The organism is Pseudomonas sp. GM50 (assembly GCF_000282375.1).
Classification (GTDB): Bacteria; Pseudomonadota; Gammaproteobacteria; order Pseudomonadales; family Pseudomonadaceae; genus Aquipseudomonas.
Genome location: NZ_AKJK01000017.1, coordinates 1 through 16666 on the forward strand (window position 1 = coordinate 1; position 16666 = coordinate 16666).

The 16666-nt window shown below is 59.6% G+C and carries 15 protein-coding genes; 12 read left to right on the forward strand and 3 right to left on the reverse strand.

All coding sequences use genetic code 11. The features are described 5' to 3' along the window. Positions 1–101: 101 nt before the first annotated feature. Together PMI30_RS25435 and PMI30_RS25430 are read right to left on the reverse strand one after the other, a co-directional pair. Positions 102–1595, reverse strand: coding sequence for a CoA-acylating methylmalonate-semialdehyde dehydrogenase (locus tag PMI30_RS25435; protein ID WP_007906810.1), 1494 nt, complete (start codon positions 1593–1595; stop codon positions 102–104). Positions 1596–1661: 66 nt separating this feature from the next. Further along, on the reverse strand, positions 1662–3011 hold the full coding sequence (locus tag PMI30_RS25430; RefSeq protein ID WP_008006294.1) for an aspartate aminotransferase family protein: 1350 nt from the start codon (positions 3009–3011) through the stop codon (positions 1662–1664). Positions 3012–3150: 139 nt separating this feature from the next. Here PMI30_RS25430 and PMI30_RS25425 point away from each other — a divergent pair, with 139 nt between their 5' ends. The 6 genes from PMI30_RS25425 (at position 3151) to PMI30_RS25400 (ending at position 9691) form a co-directional block, all read left to right on the forward strand. After that, the gene (locus tag PMI30_RS25425) at positions 3151–4071 is read left to right on the forward strand and encodes a LysR family transcriptional regulator (protein WP_008006295.1); all 921 of its coding nucleotides are present in this window, start codon (positions 3151–3153) and stop codon (positions 4069–4071) included. A 190-nt stretch (positions 4072–4261) separates the two neighbouring features. Next, positions 4262–4912 (forward strand): TetR/AcrR family transcriptional regulator, encoded by a 651-nt coding sequence (locus PMI30_RS25420; RefSeq protein ID WP_008006297.1) that lies wholly within the window; start codon positions 4262–4264, stop codon positions 4910–4912. A gap of 7 nt (positions 4913–4919) precedes the next feature. Next, positions 4920–5501: an IMPACT family protein gene (locus PMI30_RS25415; RefSeq protein WP_008006298.1), complete on the forward strand. Its 582-nt coding sequence runs from the start codon at positions 4920–4922 to the stop codon at positions 5499–5501. Positions 5502–6081: 580 nt separating this feature from the next. After that, entirely contained in the window at positions 6082–7647 is a 1566-nt protein-coding gene (locus tag PMI30_RS25410) for an ABC transporter ATP-binding protein (RefSeq protein WP_008006300.1), read from the forward strand. A gap of 11 nt (positions 7648–7658) precedes the next feature. Continuing rightward, positions 7659–8765, forward strand: coding sequence for an ABC transporter permease (locus tag PMI30_RS25405; RefSeq protein ID WP_008006302.1), 1107 nt, complete (start codon positions 7659–7661; stop codon positions 8763–8765). Beyond that, a complete protein-coding gene (locus tag PMI30_RS25400) occupies positions 8765–9691 on the forward strand; it encodes an ABC transporter permease (protein WP_008006304.1) in 927 nt (308 codons plus the stop codon). The genes PMI30_RS25405 and PMI30_RS25400 overlap by 1 nt, the downstream gene beginning before the upstream one ends. Positions 9692–9769: 78 nt before the next feature. Here PMI30_RS25400 and PMI30_RS25395 read toward each other — a convergent pair whose 3' ends face one another. Beyond that, positions 9770–10180, reverse strand: a complete 411-nt coding sequence (locus tag PMI30_RS25395) for a hypothetical protein (RefSeq protein WP_008006306.1) — start codon at positions 10178–10180, stop codon at positions 9770–9772. Between the two features lie 82 nt (positions 10181–10262). Between PMI30_RS25395 and PMI30_RS25390 the strand changes: the two genes are divergently transcribed. The 6 genes from PMI30_RS25390 to PMI30_RS25365 all read left to right on the forward strand — a co-directional run bounded on the left by PMI30_RS25390 (position 10263) and on the right by PMI30_RS25365 (position 16606). Next, the gene (locus PMI30_RS25390) at positions 10263–10613 is read left to right on the forward strand and encodes a MerR family transcriptional regulator (protein ID WP_007906796.1); all 351 of its coding nucleotides are present in this window, start codon (positions 10263–10265) and stop codon (positions 10611–10613) included. A gap of 25 nt (positions 10614–10638) precedes the next feature. Then, positions 10639–11325 carry an SDR family oxidoreductase gene (locus PMI30_RS25385; RefSeq protein WP_008006308.1) on the forward strand — a complete coding sequence of 229 codons (687 nt, stop codon included), beginning with the start codon at positions 10639–10641 and terminating at the stop codon, positions 11323–11325. 303 nt (positions 11326–11628) lie between these two features. Next, positions 11629–12987, forward strand: a complete 1359-nt coding sequence (locus PMI30_RS25380) for an 8-oxoguanine deaminase (RefSeq protein ID WP_008006310.1) — start codon at positions 11629–11631, stop codon at positions 12985–12987. Between the two features lie 346 nt (positions 12988–13333). Beyond that, entirely contained in the window at positions 13334–14416 is a 1083-nt protein-coding gene (locus tag PMI30_RS25375; RefSeq protein ID WP_008006312.1) for a BMP family ABC transporter substrate-binding protein, read from the forward strand. 189 nt (positions 14417–14605) lie between these two features. After that, entirely contained in the window at positions 14606–15571 is a 966-nt protein-coding gene (locus PMI30_RS25370; protein ID WP_008006314.1) for an isopenicillin N synthase family dioxygenase, read from the forward strand. A gap of 81 nt (positions 15572–15652) precedes the next feature. Beyond that, positions 15653–16606, forward strand: coding sequence for an adenosine deaminase (locus PMI30_RS25365; protein WP_007907140.1), 954 nt, complete (start codon positions 15653–15655; stop codon positions 16604–16606). The last annotated feature ends 60 nt before the right edge of the window (positions 16607–16666 follow it).

A 16666-nucleotide genomic window follows, 5' to 3' on the forward strand; every position in this document is an offset into this window, starting at 1 on the left:
ATCTGCCGTCAACCCCTGATTTCACAATTCTGTCATATAAGACAAAGAAGCCCCGAAAACACGAAGGCCGGCCCCTTGGGGCCGGCCTTCTTCCCTTCTACTTACAAACTAGGGAATGCGAATTGCGAAGCCTCATGGCTCGCCCGTTGCGGCCAGCGCTGGGTAATAGCTTTGCGACGAGTATAGAAACGTACGCCATCCGGACCATAGGCATGCAGATCGCCGAACAGCGAACGCTTCCAGCCGCCAAAGCTGTGATAAGCCACCGGCACCGGCAAAGGCACGTTGACGCCGACCATGCCCACTTCGATCTCATCGCAGAACAACCGCGCAGCTTCCCCATCACGCGTGAAGATACAGGTGCCGTTGCCATATTCGTGATCGTTGATCAGTTGCATCGCCTCTTCCAGGCTGTTGACCCGAACGACGCACAGTACCGGGCCGAAGATCTCTTCTTTATAGATGCGCATCTCTGGCGTGACGTTATCGAACAGGCAACCGCCCAGGAAGAAACCTTCCTCATGACCGGCTACGCTCAGACCACGACCATCCACCACCAAGGTCGCACCTGCTGAAACGCCGTCTTCTATATAACCACTGACTTTATCGCGAGCCTGACCGGAAACCAGCGGCCCCATATCCAGGCCACAGGTCGTACCGGCACCGATTTTCAGCGCTTTGACCTGCGGTACAAGTTTGGCCACCAGCGCATCCGCCACCTGATCACCAACACACACGGCTACCGAGATTGCCATGCAGCGCTCACCGCACGAACCGTACGCCGCGCCCATCAGTGCGCTGACTGCGTTATCCAGATCCGCATCCGGCATCAATACCGCGTGGTTCTTCGCCCCGCCCAGCGCCTGGACGCGTTTGCCGCGCTTGGTGCCTTCGGCGTAAATGTATTCGGCAATCGGTGTCGAGCCGACGAAGCTCAGCGCTTTGACTTCCGGCGCTTCAATCAAGGCATCCACCGCAGCCTTGTCGCCATGCACCACACTCAGCACGCCTTTCGGCAGGCCGGCTTCCAACAGCAGCTGAGCAATCAGCAGTGTCGAGCTTGGATCGCGTTCGGAAGGTTTCAGGATAAAGCAGTTGCCGCAGACGATCGCCAGCGGATACATCCACAGCGGCACCATGGCCGGGAAGTTGAACGGGGTAATACCAGCCACCACGCCCAATGGTTGGAAATCCGACCAGGCATCAATGTTCGGCCCGACATTACGGCTGTACTCGCCCTTGAGAATTTCCGGTGCAGCGCAGGCGAACTCGACGTTCTCGATCCCGCGCTTCAATTCACCGGCCGCATCTTCCAGGGTCTTGCCATGCTCTTCACTGATCAGTTGGGCAATGCGGGCTTCGTTCTGTTCCAGCAGTTGCTTGAAGCGGAACATCACCTGCGCACGCTTGGCCGGCGGAGTGTTACGCCAGGCCGGGAACGCAGCCTTGGCCGAGTCGATGGCTTTTTGAATGGTTTCACGGCTGGCCAATGGCAGTTTGTGGATCGCCTGACCGGTGGACGGGTTGAACACGTCGGCCGTACGACCGTCTTCGGTCACCAGTTCGCCATTGATCAAATGCGGGATAAGGCTCATGCAGGGCTCCTGAAAAAGTTGTCCGCAGGCGCCCATCACCGGGCGCCTCTATATAGAGGGGAAAAATCAGTCGATCTTGTTCAGCACTTCGCCGACCGCGTCGAACAAGCGATCGAGGTCTTGCGGCTTGCTGTTGAAGGTTGGGCCGAACTGCAGGGTGTCGCCGCCGAAGCGCACGTAGAACCCGGCTTTCCACAGGGCCATGCCGGCTTCGAACGGACGCACGATGGCATCGCCGTCGCGAGGCGCAATCTGAATGGCACCGGCCAACCCGTAGTTACGAATGTCGATGACGTTTTTCGAGCCCTTCAAACCATGCAATGCATTTTCGAAATGCGGCGCCACTTCCGCCACGCTCTGCACCAGGTTTTCCTTTTGCAGCAGATCGAGTGCCGCCAGGCCCGCCGCGCAAGCCACCGGGTGGGCGGAATAGGTGTAGCCGTGCGGGAATTCCACCGCATACTCAGGCGTCGCCTGGTTCATGAAGGTTTGGTAGATCTCGGAGCTGGCAATCACTGCGCCCATCGGGATCGCGCCGTTGGTGACTTGCTTGGCAATGCACATCAGGTCTGGCGTCACACCAAAGCTGTCGGCACCGAACATCGAACCGGTACGGCCGAAACCGGTGATCACTTCGTCGAACACCAGCAGGATGTTGTGCTGATCGCAGATCTCGCGCAGACGCTTGAGGTAACCCTGCGGCGGAACCAGCACGCCAGCGGAACCGGCCAATGGCTCGACGAATACCGCTGCGATGTTCGAAGCATCGTGCAGCTCGATCAACTTCAGCAGTTCATCGGCCAAGGCGATACCGCCCTGCTCCGGCATGCCACGAGAATAGGCATTGCTCGCCAGCAAGGTGTGAGGCAGATGATCGACGTCCATCATCGCCTGACCGAACAGTTTGCGGTTGCCGTTCACGCCACCGAGGCTGGTGCCGGCGATGTTCACGCCGTGATAACCACGAGCACGACCGATCATTTTGGTTTTGGTGGCCTGGCCTTTCAGGCGCCAGTAAGCACGCACCATTTTCACCGCCGTGTCTGCACACTCGGAACCCGAGTCGGTGAAGAACACGTGATTCAGATTGCCCGGGGTCAGGTCGGTGATTTTCTCGGCCAACTGGAACGACAGTGGGTGACCGTACTGGAAGCCCGGCGAGTAATCGAGGGTGCCCAATTGCTTGGCCACCGCTTCCTGGATTTCCTTGCGGGTGTGCCCGGCGCCGCAGGTCCACAGACCTGAGAGCGAATCGTAGACCTTGCGGCCCTTGTCGTCTGTCAGCCAACTGCCCTCGGCAGCCACGATCAGTCGCGGGTCGCGCTGGAAATTGCGGTTCGCGGTGTAGGGCATCCAGTGAGCATCGAGCTTGAGCTGGCTGGCCAGGGAAGTCGGGGCGTTTTCAGGCACGTTCATGGGCAGAACCTCGCAGGGCAATAAGCGGCGTGGAGATGAAAAGCGTTCTTGCAGCTAAATTGCCACGGAGATAAAGTCGGTGAAATCCAACTTTTCTAACCTTCAGTCAGCCCGCTACTAAACTTTGAGTAAACAAAGCATGAGCAGCCGTCGTCCCGATCCGCTGGCGCAAGTCAGTGACTTTGATATCCGCCTGTTGCGGATTTTTCGCAGCGTCGTGGAATGCGGTGGCTTCTCCGCGGCAGAATCGGTGCTGGGGATCGGTCGCTCGGCCATCAGCCAGCAGATGAGCGATCTGGAGCAACGCCTCGGCCTGCGTCTGTGCCAACGCGGTCGCGCCGGTTTTTCCCTGACCGAAGAAGGCCGCGAGGTCTACCAATCTGCGCTGCAGCTATTAAGTGCGCTGGAAAGTTTCCGCACCGAGGTCAACGGCCTCCATCAACACTTGCGCGGCGAATTAACCATTGGCCTGACCGACAACCTGGTCACCCTGCCCCACATGCGCATCACCCATGCCCTGGCACAATTGAAGGAGCGTGGTCCGGACGTGCAAATCCAGATCCGCATGATCGCGCCCAATGAAGTCGAACAAGGCGTGCTCGACGGGCGCTTGCATGTCGGCGTGGTGCCGCAGGCCAGTGCGCTGTCGGGGCTGGAATATCAGCCGCTCTACAGCGAACGTTCGCTGCTGTATTGCGCAGTCGGGCATCCGTTATTTTATGTCGACGACAAACAACTGGACGATGAGCGTCTCAACAGCCAGGACGCCATTGCCCCGACCTTCCGTTTGCCCGCCGAGATCCAGGCCCACTATCAGGCGCTCAACTGCACCGCCAGTGCATCGGATCGCGAAGGCATGGCATTTCTGATTCTGACCGGGCGCTACATCGGTTATCTGCCGGACCACTACGCCAGCCTCTGGGTACAACAAGGCCGATTGCGTGCGCTGAAACCCAAGGCACGTTTTTATGACCTGAGCCTGGCATCGGTCACCCGCAAGGGGCGTCGTCCCCATTTGGTGCTGGAGAGCTTTTTGGAGAGTCTGGCTGCAACGCGCTGAAAACTGTAGGAGCCGAGCTTGCTCGCGAAGGCGGCTTAACATTCAACATTAATGGTGACTGACACCCCGCCTTCGCGAGCAAGCTTCGCTCCTACAAGGGCAAGGTTTTATCGCAACAGGACTTGTCTGCGGCCTGCGGGTGCGCTATCAACGCATCTGGTTGCACCCATTTACCTGTTCGGAAGTGCCTATGACCTTTGAAGTCCCAGCCCACGGCGGCAAACCCGCCAGCCGCATTCGTCAGAAGAACGAAGAGACCATCATCAAAGCCGCCGAAGACGAGTTCGCCCGTCACGGGTTCAAAGGCACCAGCATGAACACCATCGCGCAGAAGGCCGGGTTGCCCAAAGCGAACCTGCATTACTACTTCACCAACAAACTCGGTTTGTATGTGGCGGTGCTGAGCAACATCCTTGAACTCTGGGACAGTACTTTCAATACCCTGACCGTCGAGGATGATCCGGCAGAAGCATTGACGCGATACATTCGCGCAAAAATGGAATTCTCCCGGCGCCAGCCACAAGCTTCGCGGGTCTTCGCCATGGAGGTCATCAGCGGCGGCGAATGCCTGAGCGAGCATTTCAATCTGGACTATCGCATCTGGTTTCAGGGCCGGGCCGCAGTGTTTCAGGCATGGATCGACGCTGGAAAAATGGACCCGATCGACCCGGTGCACCTGATCTTCCTGCTATGGGGCAGCACCCAGCATTACGCCGACTTTGCCACGCAGATCTGCCGTGTCACCGGGCGCACCAAGTTGACCAAGCAAGACATGGAAGACGCTGGCAACAACCTGATCCGCATCATTCTCAAAGGCTGCGGCCTGACGCCTGCTATCTAAGACACCTATGCCTTTTACCCTCAGCGGCTTTTGCGAATACCGCGAAGAGATTCGCAAAAGCCGCTTCATCACCCTCGCCGGGCCAATCACTAGTGCAACTGATGCTCAAGCGTTCATCGAGCAGCACAGTGATTTGAACGCCTCGCACAATTGCTGGGCCTGGAAACTCGGCGATCAATATCGCAGCAACGATGATGGCGAACCCGGCGGCACCGCTGGCCGGCCGATTCTGGCGGCGATCGAAGCGCAAGATTGCGATCAGGTCGCGGTGTTGGTGATCCGTTGGTATGGCGGCATTCAACTGGGCACCGGTGGCCTTGCCCGGGCCTATGGCGGCGGTGCCAACAAATGCCTGCAAGGGGCGCCGAAGGTCGAGCTGATCAGTCGGGTGCCGGTCAGTTGTGCCTGTGCATTTGGCGAGTTGGCACTGGTGAAGCTTCGGGTAGCAGAACTGGGTGGTTTGGTCGTGGAAGAAACCTTCACGGCCAACGGTGTGGAACTGCAATTGGCGATCGGCGAGGGGCAAATAGATACCTTGCAGATGCAGCTGGCGGATTTGAGTCGCGGGCGCATTTTGTTGCAGCGATAAAAGATCAAAAGATCGCAGCCTTCGGCAGCTCCTACGCGCCTGTGGGCGCTGCGATCTTTTGGGGCGCCCCGGTTTTCTTTATTCTCGATACTTGCCCACATCTGCTGTGCACCCGGCTGTGGATAACCTGAGCACATTCCCCTGTAACCCTTCTGTCATGCGGCTTTGCGGGCTTTGCTCATTTTTCATCCAAATTCCCAACAGCAACATTTATTCCACGTAAAAACAATCAGTTAGAGCGGTTTATCGCCATTAGAAGAAAGCCCCCCAGTGCTTATGCCCCTCCGCTCGGCTTGCGCACAAATACTGTGGAACAACCTGTGGATAACCCGTTCATGGCTGGCGCAGCCCCATGTCCGACATAGCTTGCAGGGTATTGCTCGTTTTTTGATCAATTCACAGCGCGCAAAACCAGAGCCTGATCAAAGAACGTGCCCTCAAGTGGTGCCTGATTCGGAATTGGAATATGACGGGGCATCCTCCACAACGCCCATGCCAGCGAGGCTGCGCCCATTTCCTGACTCAATGGCCAGGAAATTGCTTTATCCCCAAGCATAACTTCTGTCGACCTGAGCCTGTCATGTTCAACCCCGTGCCGATCCCCGATCAAATACCTCGCCTGCAATTGCGCAGAATCAGCAAACGTTACCCCGGTTGCCTGGCCAACGATGCCATCGACTTGAGCATTGCGCCCGGTGAAATCCACGCCCTGCTCGGCGAAAACGGTGCGGGCAAAAGTACTCTGATGAAGATCATCTACGGCGTCACCCACGCAGACTCAGGGGAAATGATCTGGCAGGGCCAGCGTGTGACCATGCGCAATCCGGCCCAGGCGCGCGGCCTCGGGATTGGCATGGTGTTCCAGCATTTCTCGCTGTTCGAAACCCTCAGCGTGGCGCAGAACATCGCGCTGGCAATGGGCGCCACGGCCGGAACACCGAAGCAGCTTGAACCAAAAATTCGTGAAGTGTCCCAACGCTACGGCATGGCCCTGGAACCGGAGCGACTTGTCCACAGCCTGTCCATCGGCGAGCGTCAACGGGTGGAAATCATTCGCTGCCTGATGCAGGACATCCGCCTGTTGATTCTCGATGAGCCGACATCTGTACTGACTCCGCAAGAGGCCGATGAGTTGTTCGTCACTTTGCGCCGGCTGGCGGCCGAGGGCTGCAGCATTCTGTTTATCAGTCACAAGCTCGGTGAAGTGCGCGCGTTGTGCCACAGCGCCACGGTGTTGCGTGGCGGTCGGGTGGCCGGGCATTGCGTGCCGGCCGAGTGCTCGGATCGGCAACTGGCGCAGTTGATGGTCGGTGAAGCCGCCGAGCTGATCACCGACTATCCAAAGGTCATGGGGGCTGCTGCGTTTTTGACCGTGAGTGGATTGTCCTGGCACAACCCGGACCCGTTCGGCTGCTCTCTGAAGAATATTGATTTCAACGTGCGCAGCGGCGAAATCGTGGGGGTCGCCGGGGTGGCCGGCAATGGTCAGGATGAGTTGCTGGCGTTGCTCAGTGGCGAAGAACGGTTGCCCCGCGTTGACAGCGCGACGATCAGTTTCGGCGGGCAACCGGTGGCCCATTTGCGGCCGGATGCACGACGTAAACTTGGCCTGGCATTCGTTCCCGCCGAGCGTCTGGGCCATGGCGCGGTGCCGGAACTGAGCCTGGCAGATAACGCCCTGCTGACCGCTTTTCAACAGGGATTGATCAGCAACGGGCTGATCCAGCGCGGCAAGGTCCAGGCGCTGGCCGAAGACATCATTCGCCGCTTCGGGGTCAAGACACCCGATGCCCAGGCCCCGGCTCGCAGCCTGTCTGGCGGCAATTTGCAGAAATTCATCCTCGGCCGGGAAATCCTTCAGCAGCCCAAGCTGTTGGTGGCCGCGCACCCGACCTGGGGCGTGGACGTCGGCGCGGCCGCGACCATTCACCGGGCGTTGATTGCCTTGCGCGATGCTGGCGCGGCGATCCTGGTGATCTCCGAAGACCTCGACGAACTGTTCCAGGTCAGCGATCGCCTCGCTGCGTTGTGCGCAGGTCGATTGTCGCCCCTGAAGGCTACCGTCGACACCCGCCTGATCGACGTCGGCGGCTGGATGGCCGGCCAGTTTGATGCCCCTCAATCACCTGCCCCCGTAGCGCTTTAACGGAGTTTCACATGCTGCTTTCTCTCGAACCCCGTGGCCAGCAATCACGCCTGATGTTGTGGTGCTCGCCCTTGCTGGCGGCCGTGTTGACGCTGGGCTGTGGCTCATTGCTGTTTATCGCGCTGGGTCACGATCCGTTGCTGACCTTGCACACGCTGCTGATTGCACCGATCAGCGACTTGTACGGCGTCTCTGAATTGTTGGTCAAAGCATTGCCGATTCTGCTCTGCGCATTGGGCCTGGCGGTGGTGTATCAGGCACGGATCTGGAACATCGGCGCCGAAGGTCAGTTGCTGCTCGGCGCCCTCGCCGGCAGCGCGTTGGCAGTGAACATCATCGATATGCAATGTCGCTGGGCGCTGGTGCTGATCCTGGTGGTCGGCACCCTGGCCGGCGCCGCATGGGCCGGGCTGACGGCATGGTTGCGCACGCGCTTCAACGCCAATGAAATCCTCACCAGCATCATGCTCAATTACATCGCCCTGAACCTGCTGCTGTTCTGCGTCCACGGGCCGCTGAAGGACCCGGCTGGGTTCAACTTTCCAGAGTCGGCAATGTTCGGCGATGCCAGTCGACTGCCACTGTTGATGGAGGACGGCCGGGTTCATGCCGGTGTGTATTTCGCCTTGCTCGCGCTGGTGGCGGTGTGGGTGTTGCTGCAGAAAAGCTTTGTCGGCTTCCAGATCAAAGTGCTCGGGCTGGACAAGCGCGCCGCCGGTTTCGTCGGCTTTCGCGAGAAGCGGCTGATCTGGCTGGCGTTGTTGATCAGCGGCGGTTTGGCAGGGTTGGCCGGGGTCTGCGAAGTCACCGGGCCAATCGGCCAATTGGTGCCGCAGGTCTCACCGGGTTACGGCTATGCGGCGATCACCGTCGCGTTTCTCGGGCGGCTGAACCCCATCGGCATTGTGTTTTCCAGCCTGTTGATGGCGCTGCTGTACATCGGCGGCGAAAGCGCGCAGATGAGCATGAACCTGCCGCAAGCCATCACTCAATTGTTCCAGGGGATGATGCTGTTTTTCCTGCTGGCCAGTGACGTGCTGATTCTCTACCGACCGCGTTTGAACCTGCGCTGGGCTCGCCGTGCACCAACCACCGCTGTACACGCAGGAGCCTTGTGATGGATATCGATCTGCTGAGCAATATTTTCTACGCCATGGTCCGTTGCGGTACGCCGTTGTTGCTGGTGGCGCTGGGCGAGCTGATTTGCGAGAAGAGTGGCGTCCTCAATCTCGGGCAGGAAGGCATGATGCTGTTTGGCGCGGTGATCGGTTTTATCGTCGCGCTGAACAGCGGCAATCTCTGGCTTGGCGTGGTGCTGGCGATGCTCGCCGGGATGCTGTTGTCATCGCTGTTTGCCTTGGTGGCACTGGTGTTCAACGCCAATCAGGTGGCGACCGGGTTGGCGTTGACGATCTTCGGCGTGGGCCTGTCGACCTTTGTCGGCGCAGCGTGGGTTGGAAAACCATTGGCGGGTTTCGAGCCGGTGGCGATTCCGTTGTTGAGTGAAATCCCGCTGATCGGGCGGATGCTGTTTGCCCAGGACATGCTGGTGTACCTGTCGTTCGCGCTGTTCACGTTAGTGGCCTGGGTGGTTCTGAAAAGTCGCGCCGGGTTGATTATTCAGGCGGTCGGCGAAAACCCGGATGCGGCGAGCGCCATGGGCTTGCCGGTGTTGCGCGTGCGTACGCTGGCGGTGCTGTTTGGCGGTGCAATGGCGGGGTTGGCCGGGGCCTATCTGTCCCTGGCGTACACGCCGATGTGGGCGGAAAACATGAGCGCCGGTCGCGGCTGGATTGCCCTGGCGCTGGTGGTGTTTGCCAGTTGGCGGGTGTGGCGATTGCTACTCGGGGCGTATCTGTTCGGTCTCGCCAGCATCCTGCATTTGGTGGCGCAGGGATTGGGGCTGGCGATTCCGTCGAGCCTGCTGGCGATGCTGCCGTATGTCGCGACCATTGTGGTATTGGTGCTGCTGTCCCGGGATGCCGTGCGCACACGGTTGTATGCGCCAGTGTCGTTGGGGCAGCCGTGGCAGGCTGGGCATTAGGTGTTGGCCGTTAGGGCCTCTTCGCGGGCAAGCCTCGCTCCTACAGGTTTTGTGTCGTTCGCCGATGACGTGAACGACTCAAATCCGTAGCGAAGGCGCCCGAACAGGCAACACTTGAACAACGCCCCACGCCAATTCAAAGACCAAGAAAACAACCAGCAATGAGCTGGCGCCGTGGAGCAAGGCATACAGCTGCCAAGCCGAAAACAGAAACCGCCCCACCGCGTCATACCGCCCAAACACCTGCTGCGGATCACGAATCCGCAGCACCGCCCACACGCATACAATCGAACCCAACAGATTCGCCATCAGCATGTGCATCGGCTCGAACGGCGGTAGCTCACCAGGCAGATTGAAAGTCTGACTGAGGCTTAACAACACGCCATGCAACGCCGCAAAACTCCACGGCGTCACAAAAGCAGCGGTCACGATCAGGTCGTACCACGCACTGCCACGCACCACTTGACGATATTGCGTTGAAGTCCACATCCGTCTTGCTCCATAAATTCAGGGAGCAACAAGGCTAAAGCCTGGAGTATGCTCCAGGGTCAAGCCCTCTCGAGACATCAAGATGCGCATCGGTGAATTAGCTCAGGCCAGCGCCGTCAGCCGCGACACATTGCGCTTTTACGAACAGCGCGGGTTGATCGCCGCGCAACGCAGCGCCAATGGTTATCGCGACTATCCGGCGGAGATGGTGCAACTGGTGCTCTACATCAAGACGGCCCAGCGACTGGGCTTTACCCTCGGCGAGATCGGTAGCAGCGTCGCCGCGTTGTGGCAGGCGCCCGACCCGGCCAATGCCGTTACCCAACTGCTGCAAGACAAACTGAACCTGATCGAAACCCGCATCGCCGAACTCGATGTCTTGCGTCAGGAACTGCAACATCGGCTCGGCCAGCGTTGTCCATTAAATCCGTGATTCTCATCCATCAAGGAAGCCATTCATGTCTACGGCAAAAACCGCACTCATCATCGGTGCCTCCCGAGGCTTGGGCCTCGGTCTGGTGAAAACCCTGTTGGCCGACGGCTGGCAAGTCACCGCCACCGTGCGCAACCCGCAGAGCGCCGAAGCCTTGCAAGCGCTGGGCAAGGTGCGGATCGAAAAACTCGACATGGACGATCAGCAAGCGGTCATAGCCCTCAGCCAACAACTCAAGGGTGAAGTCTTCGACTTGTTGTTCGTGAATGCCGGGGTCAAGGGCCCGGAGGTCCAGACGCCGGGTGGCGCGACGTTGGCCGAGGTGGGTCAGCTGTTCTTCACCAACGCCGTGGCGCCGATCAATCTGGCCCAGCGATTTGTCGGGCAGATTCGTGAAGACAGCGGCGTGCTGGCGTTCATGAGTTCGGTGCTGGGCAGTGTGACCATGCCCGACGCGCCGGAGCTGGCGCTGTACAAGGCCAGCAAAGCGGCGCTGAACTCCATGACCAACAGCTTCGTCACGCAACTGGGCGAACAGAAACTCACCGTGCTGTCGCTGCATCCGGGTTGGGTGAAGACTGATATGGGCGGTGAAGGGGCAGACATCGATGTTGAAACCAGCACACGCGGCTTGATCGATCAGGTGAATGCGTATGCCGGCAAGGGCGGGCATCATTTTGTGAACTACAGGGGCGAGACTATTCCCTGGTAAACACCACATTCCCCTGTGGGAGCGAGCTGTGGCGAGGGGGCTTGCCCCCGTTTGAGTGCGTAGCACTCACAAAATTTTTGGTACATCAGAGATTTGGGGAGTGCTTCGCAGCCCAACGGGGGCAAGCCCCCTCGCCACAGCCCGCTCCCACAGGGGTTTTGCATCGTCTTGTCGGGCATGGCTTGCCCGCGAAGCTTTTTTGTTCGAAACTCCGCACCTCGCCCCCGCGGCGACCCTGGATCAGCAGACAGGGCAACACTGAGCTGGCAACCCTGAACCCAACTTTCAGAGGAGCCGGCCACCATGCCTGCGACCCGTACCTGGCTAAAAAACCCCCTCGCCATTTTCACGGCCAACGCGCTCGACGCCCGTGGCGGTCTGGTGCTGCAAGACGGTTTGATCGTCGAAGTGCTCAGCGCCGGCCAGCAACCGTCCGTGCCCTGTGACCACGTTTTCGATGCCCGCGAACATGTAATCCTGCCGGGGCTGATCAACACCCATCACCACTTCTATCAAACCCTGACCCGTGCCTGGGCGCCGGTGGTTAATCAGCCGTTGTTCCCGTGGCTGAAAACCCTCTATCCGGTCTGGGCTCGTCTCACCCCTGAAAAACTCGCCCTCGCCACCAAAGTCGCGTTAGCGGAGTTGCTGCTGTCCGGTTGCACCACCGCGGCCGATCACCATTACCTGTTTCCGGAAGGCCTGGAAAATGCGATCGATGTACAGGTCGAGAGTGTTCGCGAACTGGGCATGCGCGCCATGCTCACTCGCGGCTCCATGAGCCTTGGCGAAAAAGACGGCGGCCTGCCACCGCAGCAGACCGTCCAGGAAGGTGAAGTGATCCTCGATGACAGCCAACGTTTGATTGCCGCATACCACGAGCGCGGCGATGGTGCGCAGATTCAAATCGCCCTGGCACCGTGTTCACCGTTCTCGGTGACCCCGGAGATCATGTCCGCCAGCGCCGAACTGGCGAACACCCTCGACGTGCGCCTGCACACGCACCTGGCGGAAACCCTCGACGAAGAAGACTTCTGCCTGCAACGTTTCGGCCTGCGCACCGTTGACTATCTGGACAGCGTCGGCTGGCTCGGCCCGCGCACGTGGCTGGCCCACGGCATTCATTTCAACCCCGATGAAATCGCCCGCCTCGGCGCGGCCGGCACGGGCATTTGCCATTGCCCGAGTTCGAACATGCGCCTGGCTTCCGGCATTTGCCCGACGCTGGACCTGACCGCTGCGGGTGCGTTGCTGGGTCTGGGCGTGGACGGTTCGGCGTCCAACGATGCGTCGAACATGATCCTCGAAACCCGTCAGGCGTTGTACATCCAGCGGCTGCGTTATGGCGCGGAAAAGATTACTCCAGAATTGGTACTGGGCTGGGCGACCAAGGGCTCGGCGAGTTTGCTCGGGCGCACCGATATCGGTGAACTGGCGGTGGGCAAGCAGGCGGATCTGGCGCTGTTCAAACTGGATGAGCTGCGCTTCTCCGGCAGCCATGATCCGGTGTCGGCGCTGCTGCTGTGCGGCGCGGATCGGGCGGACCGGGTGATGGTCGGCGGAAAGTGGCGGGTGATCGACGGGCAGGTTGAGGGGCTGGACCTGAAAGGGTTGATTGCCGATCACAGCCAGGCCGCTCGGCAGTTGATCGCCGGCGTCTAAGTCGACGTAGACCAATTGTGGGAGCGAGCCTGCTCGCGATGAGGCCATGTCATTCAACATTGATGTTGAAAGTTAGTCCGCTATCGCGAGCAGGCTCGCTCCCACAGTTTTGTGAGGCGCCCGCACCAGTGGATGGCGTGGATTGGTGAGGGCGCACCGGGATGGTTCTGTGGTGGTCGTCAGGGACTCTTCGCGGGCAAGCCTCGCTCCTACAGGATTTGCGCAGGTCATGTGGGAGCGGGCTTGCCCGCGATGGCCGTTACGCGATCCCGATCCATTTGTTGTCCTGTTGGTCAGCAATTTGCATTGCCCTGACCTACCTCACAACAAAATGGAGTTCCAGTTCATGCATAAACGTCCGTTGAAGCAGCTGCTCTGCGCTGTCGCCGCAGCCATTGGTCTGAGCGCCAGCCTGACCGCCAGTGCCGCCGACCCGCTGAAAGTCGGCTTCGTCTATATCGGCCCGATCGGTGACCACGGCTGGACGTATCAGCATGAACAGGGACGCAAGGCGCTGGCAGAACAATTCGGCGAGCAGATCACCACCAACTACGTGGAAAACGTCGCCGAGGGTGCCGATGCCGAGCGGGTGATCCGCAACATGGCCAAGGACAAATATGACCTGATCTTCACCACGTCTTTCGGCTACATGAACCCGACCCTGAAAGTCGCCAAGCAATTTCCCAAGGTGACCTTCGAACATGCCACCGGCTACAAGCAGGACAAGAACCTCGGCACTTACCTGGCGCGCACTTATGAAGGCCGCTACGTCGGCGGCTTCCTCGCGGCGAAAATGACCAAGACCAAGAAAGTCGGCTACGTCGCTTCGTTCCCGATTCCGGAAGTGATCCGCGACATCAACGCCATTCAACTGGCCCTGAACAAGTACAACCCGGGCACCGAGATCAAAGTGGTGTGGGTCAATTCCTGGTTCGACCCGGGCAAGGAAGCCGACGCCGCCAATGCGCTGATCGACCAGGGCGTGGACGTAGTGTTCCAGCACACCGACAGCCCGGCACCGATCCAGGCGGCTGAACGACGTGGCGTGTATGCCGTCGGCTATGCATCGGACATGGCGCATTTCGGCCCGAAAGCGGTGCTGACGTCTATCGTCAATGACTGGGGGCCGCATTACATTCAGGCGACTCAAAGCGTGCTCGACCACACATGGAAATCCCAGGATTACTGGGGCGGTCTGAAGGAAGGTACGGTTGAGTTGCCGATCAGCGACCTGGTGCCGCCTGCGGTAAAAACCGAAGCCGAGCAGATCATTGCCGACATCAAGAGCGGTGCGTTGCATCCGTTCACCGGGCCGATCAAGGACCAGGCCGGCGTCGAGAAAATCCCGGCGGGCGCGACGGCAACCAATGCGCAGCTGGCGTCGATGAACTACTACGTCGAAGGCATGAAGGCCGAGATACCGAAGTAATTCCGGCCGAACACAAAACCCTGTGGGAGCAGGTCTGTGGCGAGGGGGCTTGCCCCCGTTTGAGTGCGTAGCACTCACAATCTTTGGTACATCAGAGATTTTGGGGCTGCTTCGCAGCCCAACGGGGGCAAGCCCCCTCGCCACAGGCCCACTCCCACACTGGATCTTCAGCGTTTTCAAGGACTGCGCATGAACCAACTCCCAATCATCGACATCAGTCCGCTCTACAGCGCTGATAAAAACGCCTGGCAATCGATCGCCGCACAAATCGACCGCGCCTGCCGTGAATGGGGCTTTTTCTATATCAAGGGCCACCCGATCGCCCCGTCGCGTATCGATGCCGTGCTCGACCATGCCCAACGTTTCTTCGCCCTGCCCGCCGCCGAAAAACTCAAGATCGACATCACCCAGACCCGCCACCACCGCGGCTATGGCGCTATCGCCACCGAGCAACTTGACCCGAGCAAACCCAGCGACCTGAAGGAAACCTTCGACATGGGCCTGCACCTGCCGGCCGATCATCCCGAGGTTATTGCGGAAAAACCTTTGCGCGGTCCCAACCGTCATCCGTCGATGCCCGGTTGGGAATCGCTGATGGAGCAACACTACGTCGACATGCAGGCGCTCGCTCAAACCCTGCTGCGAGCCATGACCCTGGCGCTGGGCATCGAGCGCGATTTCTTCGACAGCCGTTTCAAAGAACCGGTCAGCGTGCTGCGAATGATTCATTACCCGCCGCGCCACACCGCCAGCACCGAAGATCAGCAAGGTGCCGGCGCTCACACCGATTACGGTTGCATCACCCTGCTCTATCAGGATGCCGCTGGCGGACTGCAAGTGCGTAACGTGCGCGGTGAATGGATCGATGCGCCGCCGATTGAAGACACGTTCGTGGTCAACCTCGGCGACATGATGGCGCGCTGGAGCAACGACCGTTACCTGTCGACGCCGCACCGGGTAATCAGCCCGTTGGGAGTGGATCGTTACTCGATGCCGTTCTTTGCCGAACCGCACCCCGACACGCCCATCGAATGCCTGCCCGGCTGCCAGGACGAACAGCATCCGGCAAAGTATCCGGCCACCACCTGCGCCGAGTTCCTGCTGTCGCGCTTTGCCGATACCTACGCCTATCGACGGCAACAGGAAACCGTGTAATGAACCGGCTGGTCAGGTTTTGCTCATTGTTTCTGCGGGCATCTGTAGAATGCCCTCATTGCACCTGATGAGATTTCAAAAATGTACGACTGGCTGAACGCTCTGCCCAAGGCAGAATTGCACTTGCACCTGGAAGGTTCGCTGGAGCCTGAGCTGCTGTTCGCCTTGGCCGAACGCAACAAGATCGCCCTGCCGTGGAGCGACGTTGAAACGCTGCGCAAGGCTTACGCCTTCAATAACCTGCAAGAGTTTCTCGACCTGTATTACCAGGGCGCCGATGTGTTGCGCACGTCTCAGGATTTCTACGACCTGACCTGGGCCTACCTGTTGCGCTGCAAGGCGCAGAACGTGATTCACACCGAACCGTTCTTCGACCCGCAAACCCACACCGACCGTGGCATCCCGTTCGAAGTAGTGCTCAACGGCATCGCCGCCGCACTGAAGGATGGCGAGCAGCAACTGGGCATCACCAGCGGTTTGATCCTCAGTTTCCTGCGTCACTTGAGCGAAGACGAAGCGCAGAAAACCCTCGACCAGGCGCTGCCGTTCCGCGATGCGTTTGTCGCCGTGGGCCTGGACAGTTCGGAGATGGGCCACCCGCCGAGCAAGTTCCAGCGGGTGTTCGATCGTGCGCGCAGCGAAGGCTTCCTGACCGTGGCCCACGCCGGTGAAGAAGGCCCGCCCGAGTACATCTGGGAAGCCCTCGACCTGCTGAAAATCCAGCGCATCGACCATGGCGTGCGCGCCATCGAAGACGAGCGCTTGATGCAGCGGATCATCGACGAGCAGATCCCGCTGACCGTGTGCCCGTTGTCGAACACCAAACTCTGCGTATTCGATCACATGTCCCAGCACAACATCCTCGACATGCTCGAGCGCGGTGTGAAGGTCACGGTGAACTCCGATGACCCGGCCTATTTCGGCGGGTATGTCACCGAGAACTTCCACGCGCTGTACACCGATCTGGGCATGACCCAGGATCAGGCCAAGCGCCTGGCGCAGAACAGCCTGGATGCGCGGTTGGTGAAACCGTAGACCGCCTTCGCGGGCAAGCCTCGCTCCTACAAAGGCAGCGCCAGCCCCTGTAGGAGCGAG

Bases quoted from the DNA above. Each gene is read 5' to 3' on its own strand.
- PMI30_RS25400 (WP_008006304.1), top strand. From the start codon at position 8,765: ATGGATATCGATCTGCTGAGCAATATTTTCTACGCCATGGTCCGTTGC.
- PMI30_RS25395 (WP_008006306.1), bottom strand. From the start codon at position 10,180: ATGTGGACTTCAACGCAATATCGTCAAGTGGTGCGTGGCAGTGCGTGG.
- PMI30_RS25410 (WP_008006300.1), top strand. From the start codon at position 6,082: ATGTTCAACCCCGTGCCGATCCCCGATCAAATACCTCGCCTGCAATTG.
- PMI30_RS25425 (WP_008006295.1), top strand. From the start codon at position 3,151: ATGAGCAGCCGTCGTCCCGATCCGCTGGCGCAAGTCAGTGACTTTGAT.
- PMI30_RS25375 (WP_008006312.1), top strand. From the start codon at position 13,334: ATGCATAAACGTCCGTTGAAGCAGCTGCTCTGCGCTGTCGCCGCAGCC.
- PMI30_RS25365 (WP_007907140.1), top strand. From the start codon at position 15,653: ATGTACGACTGGCTGAACGCTCTGCCCAAGGCAGAATTGCACTTGCAC.
- PMI30_RS25435 (WP_007906810.1), bottom strand. From the start codon at position 1,595: ATGAGCCTTATCCCGCATTTGATCAATGGCGAACTGGTGACCGAAGAC.
- PMI30_RS25385 (WP_008006308.1), top strand. From the start codon at position 10,639: ATGTCTACGGCAAAAACCGCACTCATCATCGGTGCCTCCCGAGGCTTG.
- PMI30_RS25405 (WP_008006302.1), top strand. From the start codon at position 7,659: ATGCTGCTTTCTCTCGAACCCCGTGGCCAGCAATCACGCCTGATGTTG.
- PMI30_RS25415 (WP_008006298.1), top strand. From the start codon at position 4,920: ATGCCTTTTACCCTCAGCGGCTTTTGCGAATACCGCGAAGAGATTCGC.
- PMI30_RS25430 (WP_008006294.1), bottom strand. From the start codon at position 3,011: ATGAACGTGCCTGAAAACGCCCCGACTTCCCTGGCCAGCCAGCTCAAG.
- PMI30_RS25390 (WP_007906796.1), top strand. From the start codon at position 10,263: ATGCGCATCGGTGAATTAGCTCAGGCCAGCGCCGTCAGCCGCGACACA.
- PMI30_RS25420 (WP_008006297.1), top strand. From the start codon at position 4,262: ATGACCTTTGAAGTCCCAGCCCACGGCGGCAAACCCGCCAGCCGCATT.
- PMI30_RS25370 (WP_008006314.1), top strand. From the start codon at position 14,606: ATGAACCAACTCCCAATCATCGACATCAGTCCGCTCTACAGCGCTGAT.
- PMI30_RS25380 (WP_008006310.1), top strand. From the start codon at position 11,629: ATGCCTGCGACCCGTACCTGGCTAAAAAACCCCCTCGCCATTTTCACG.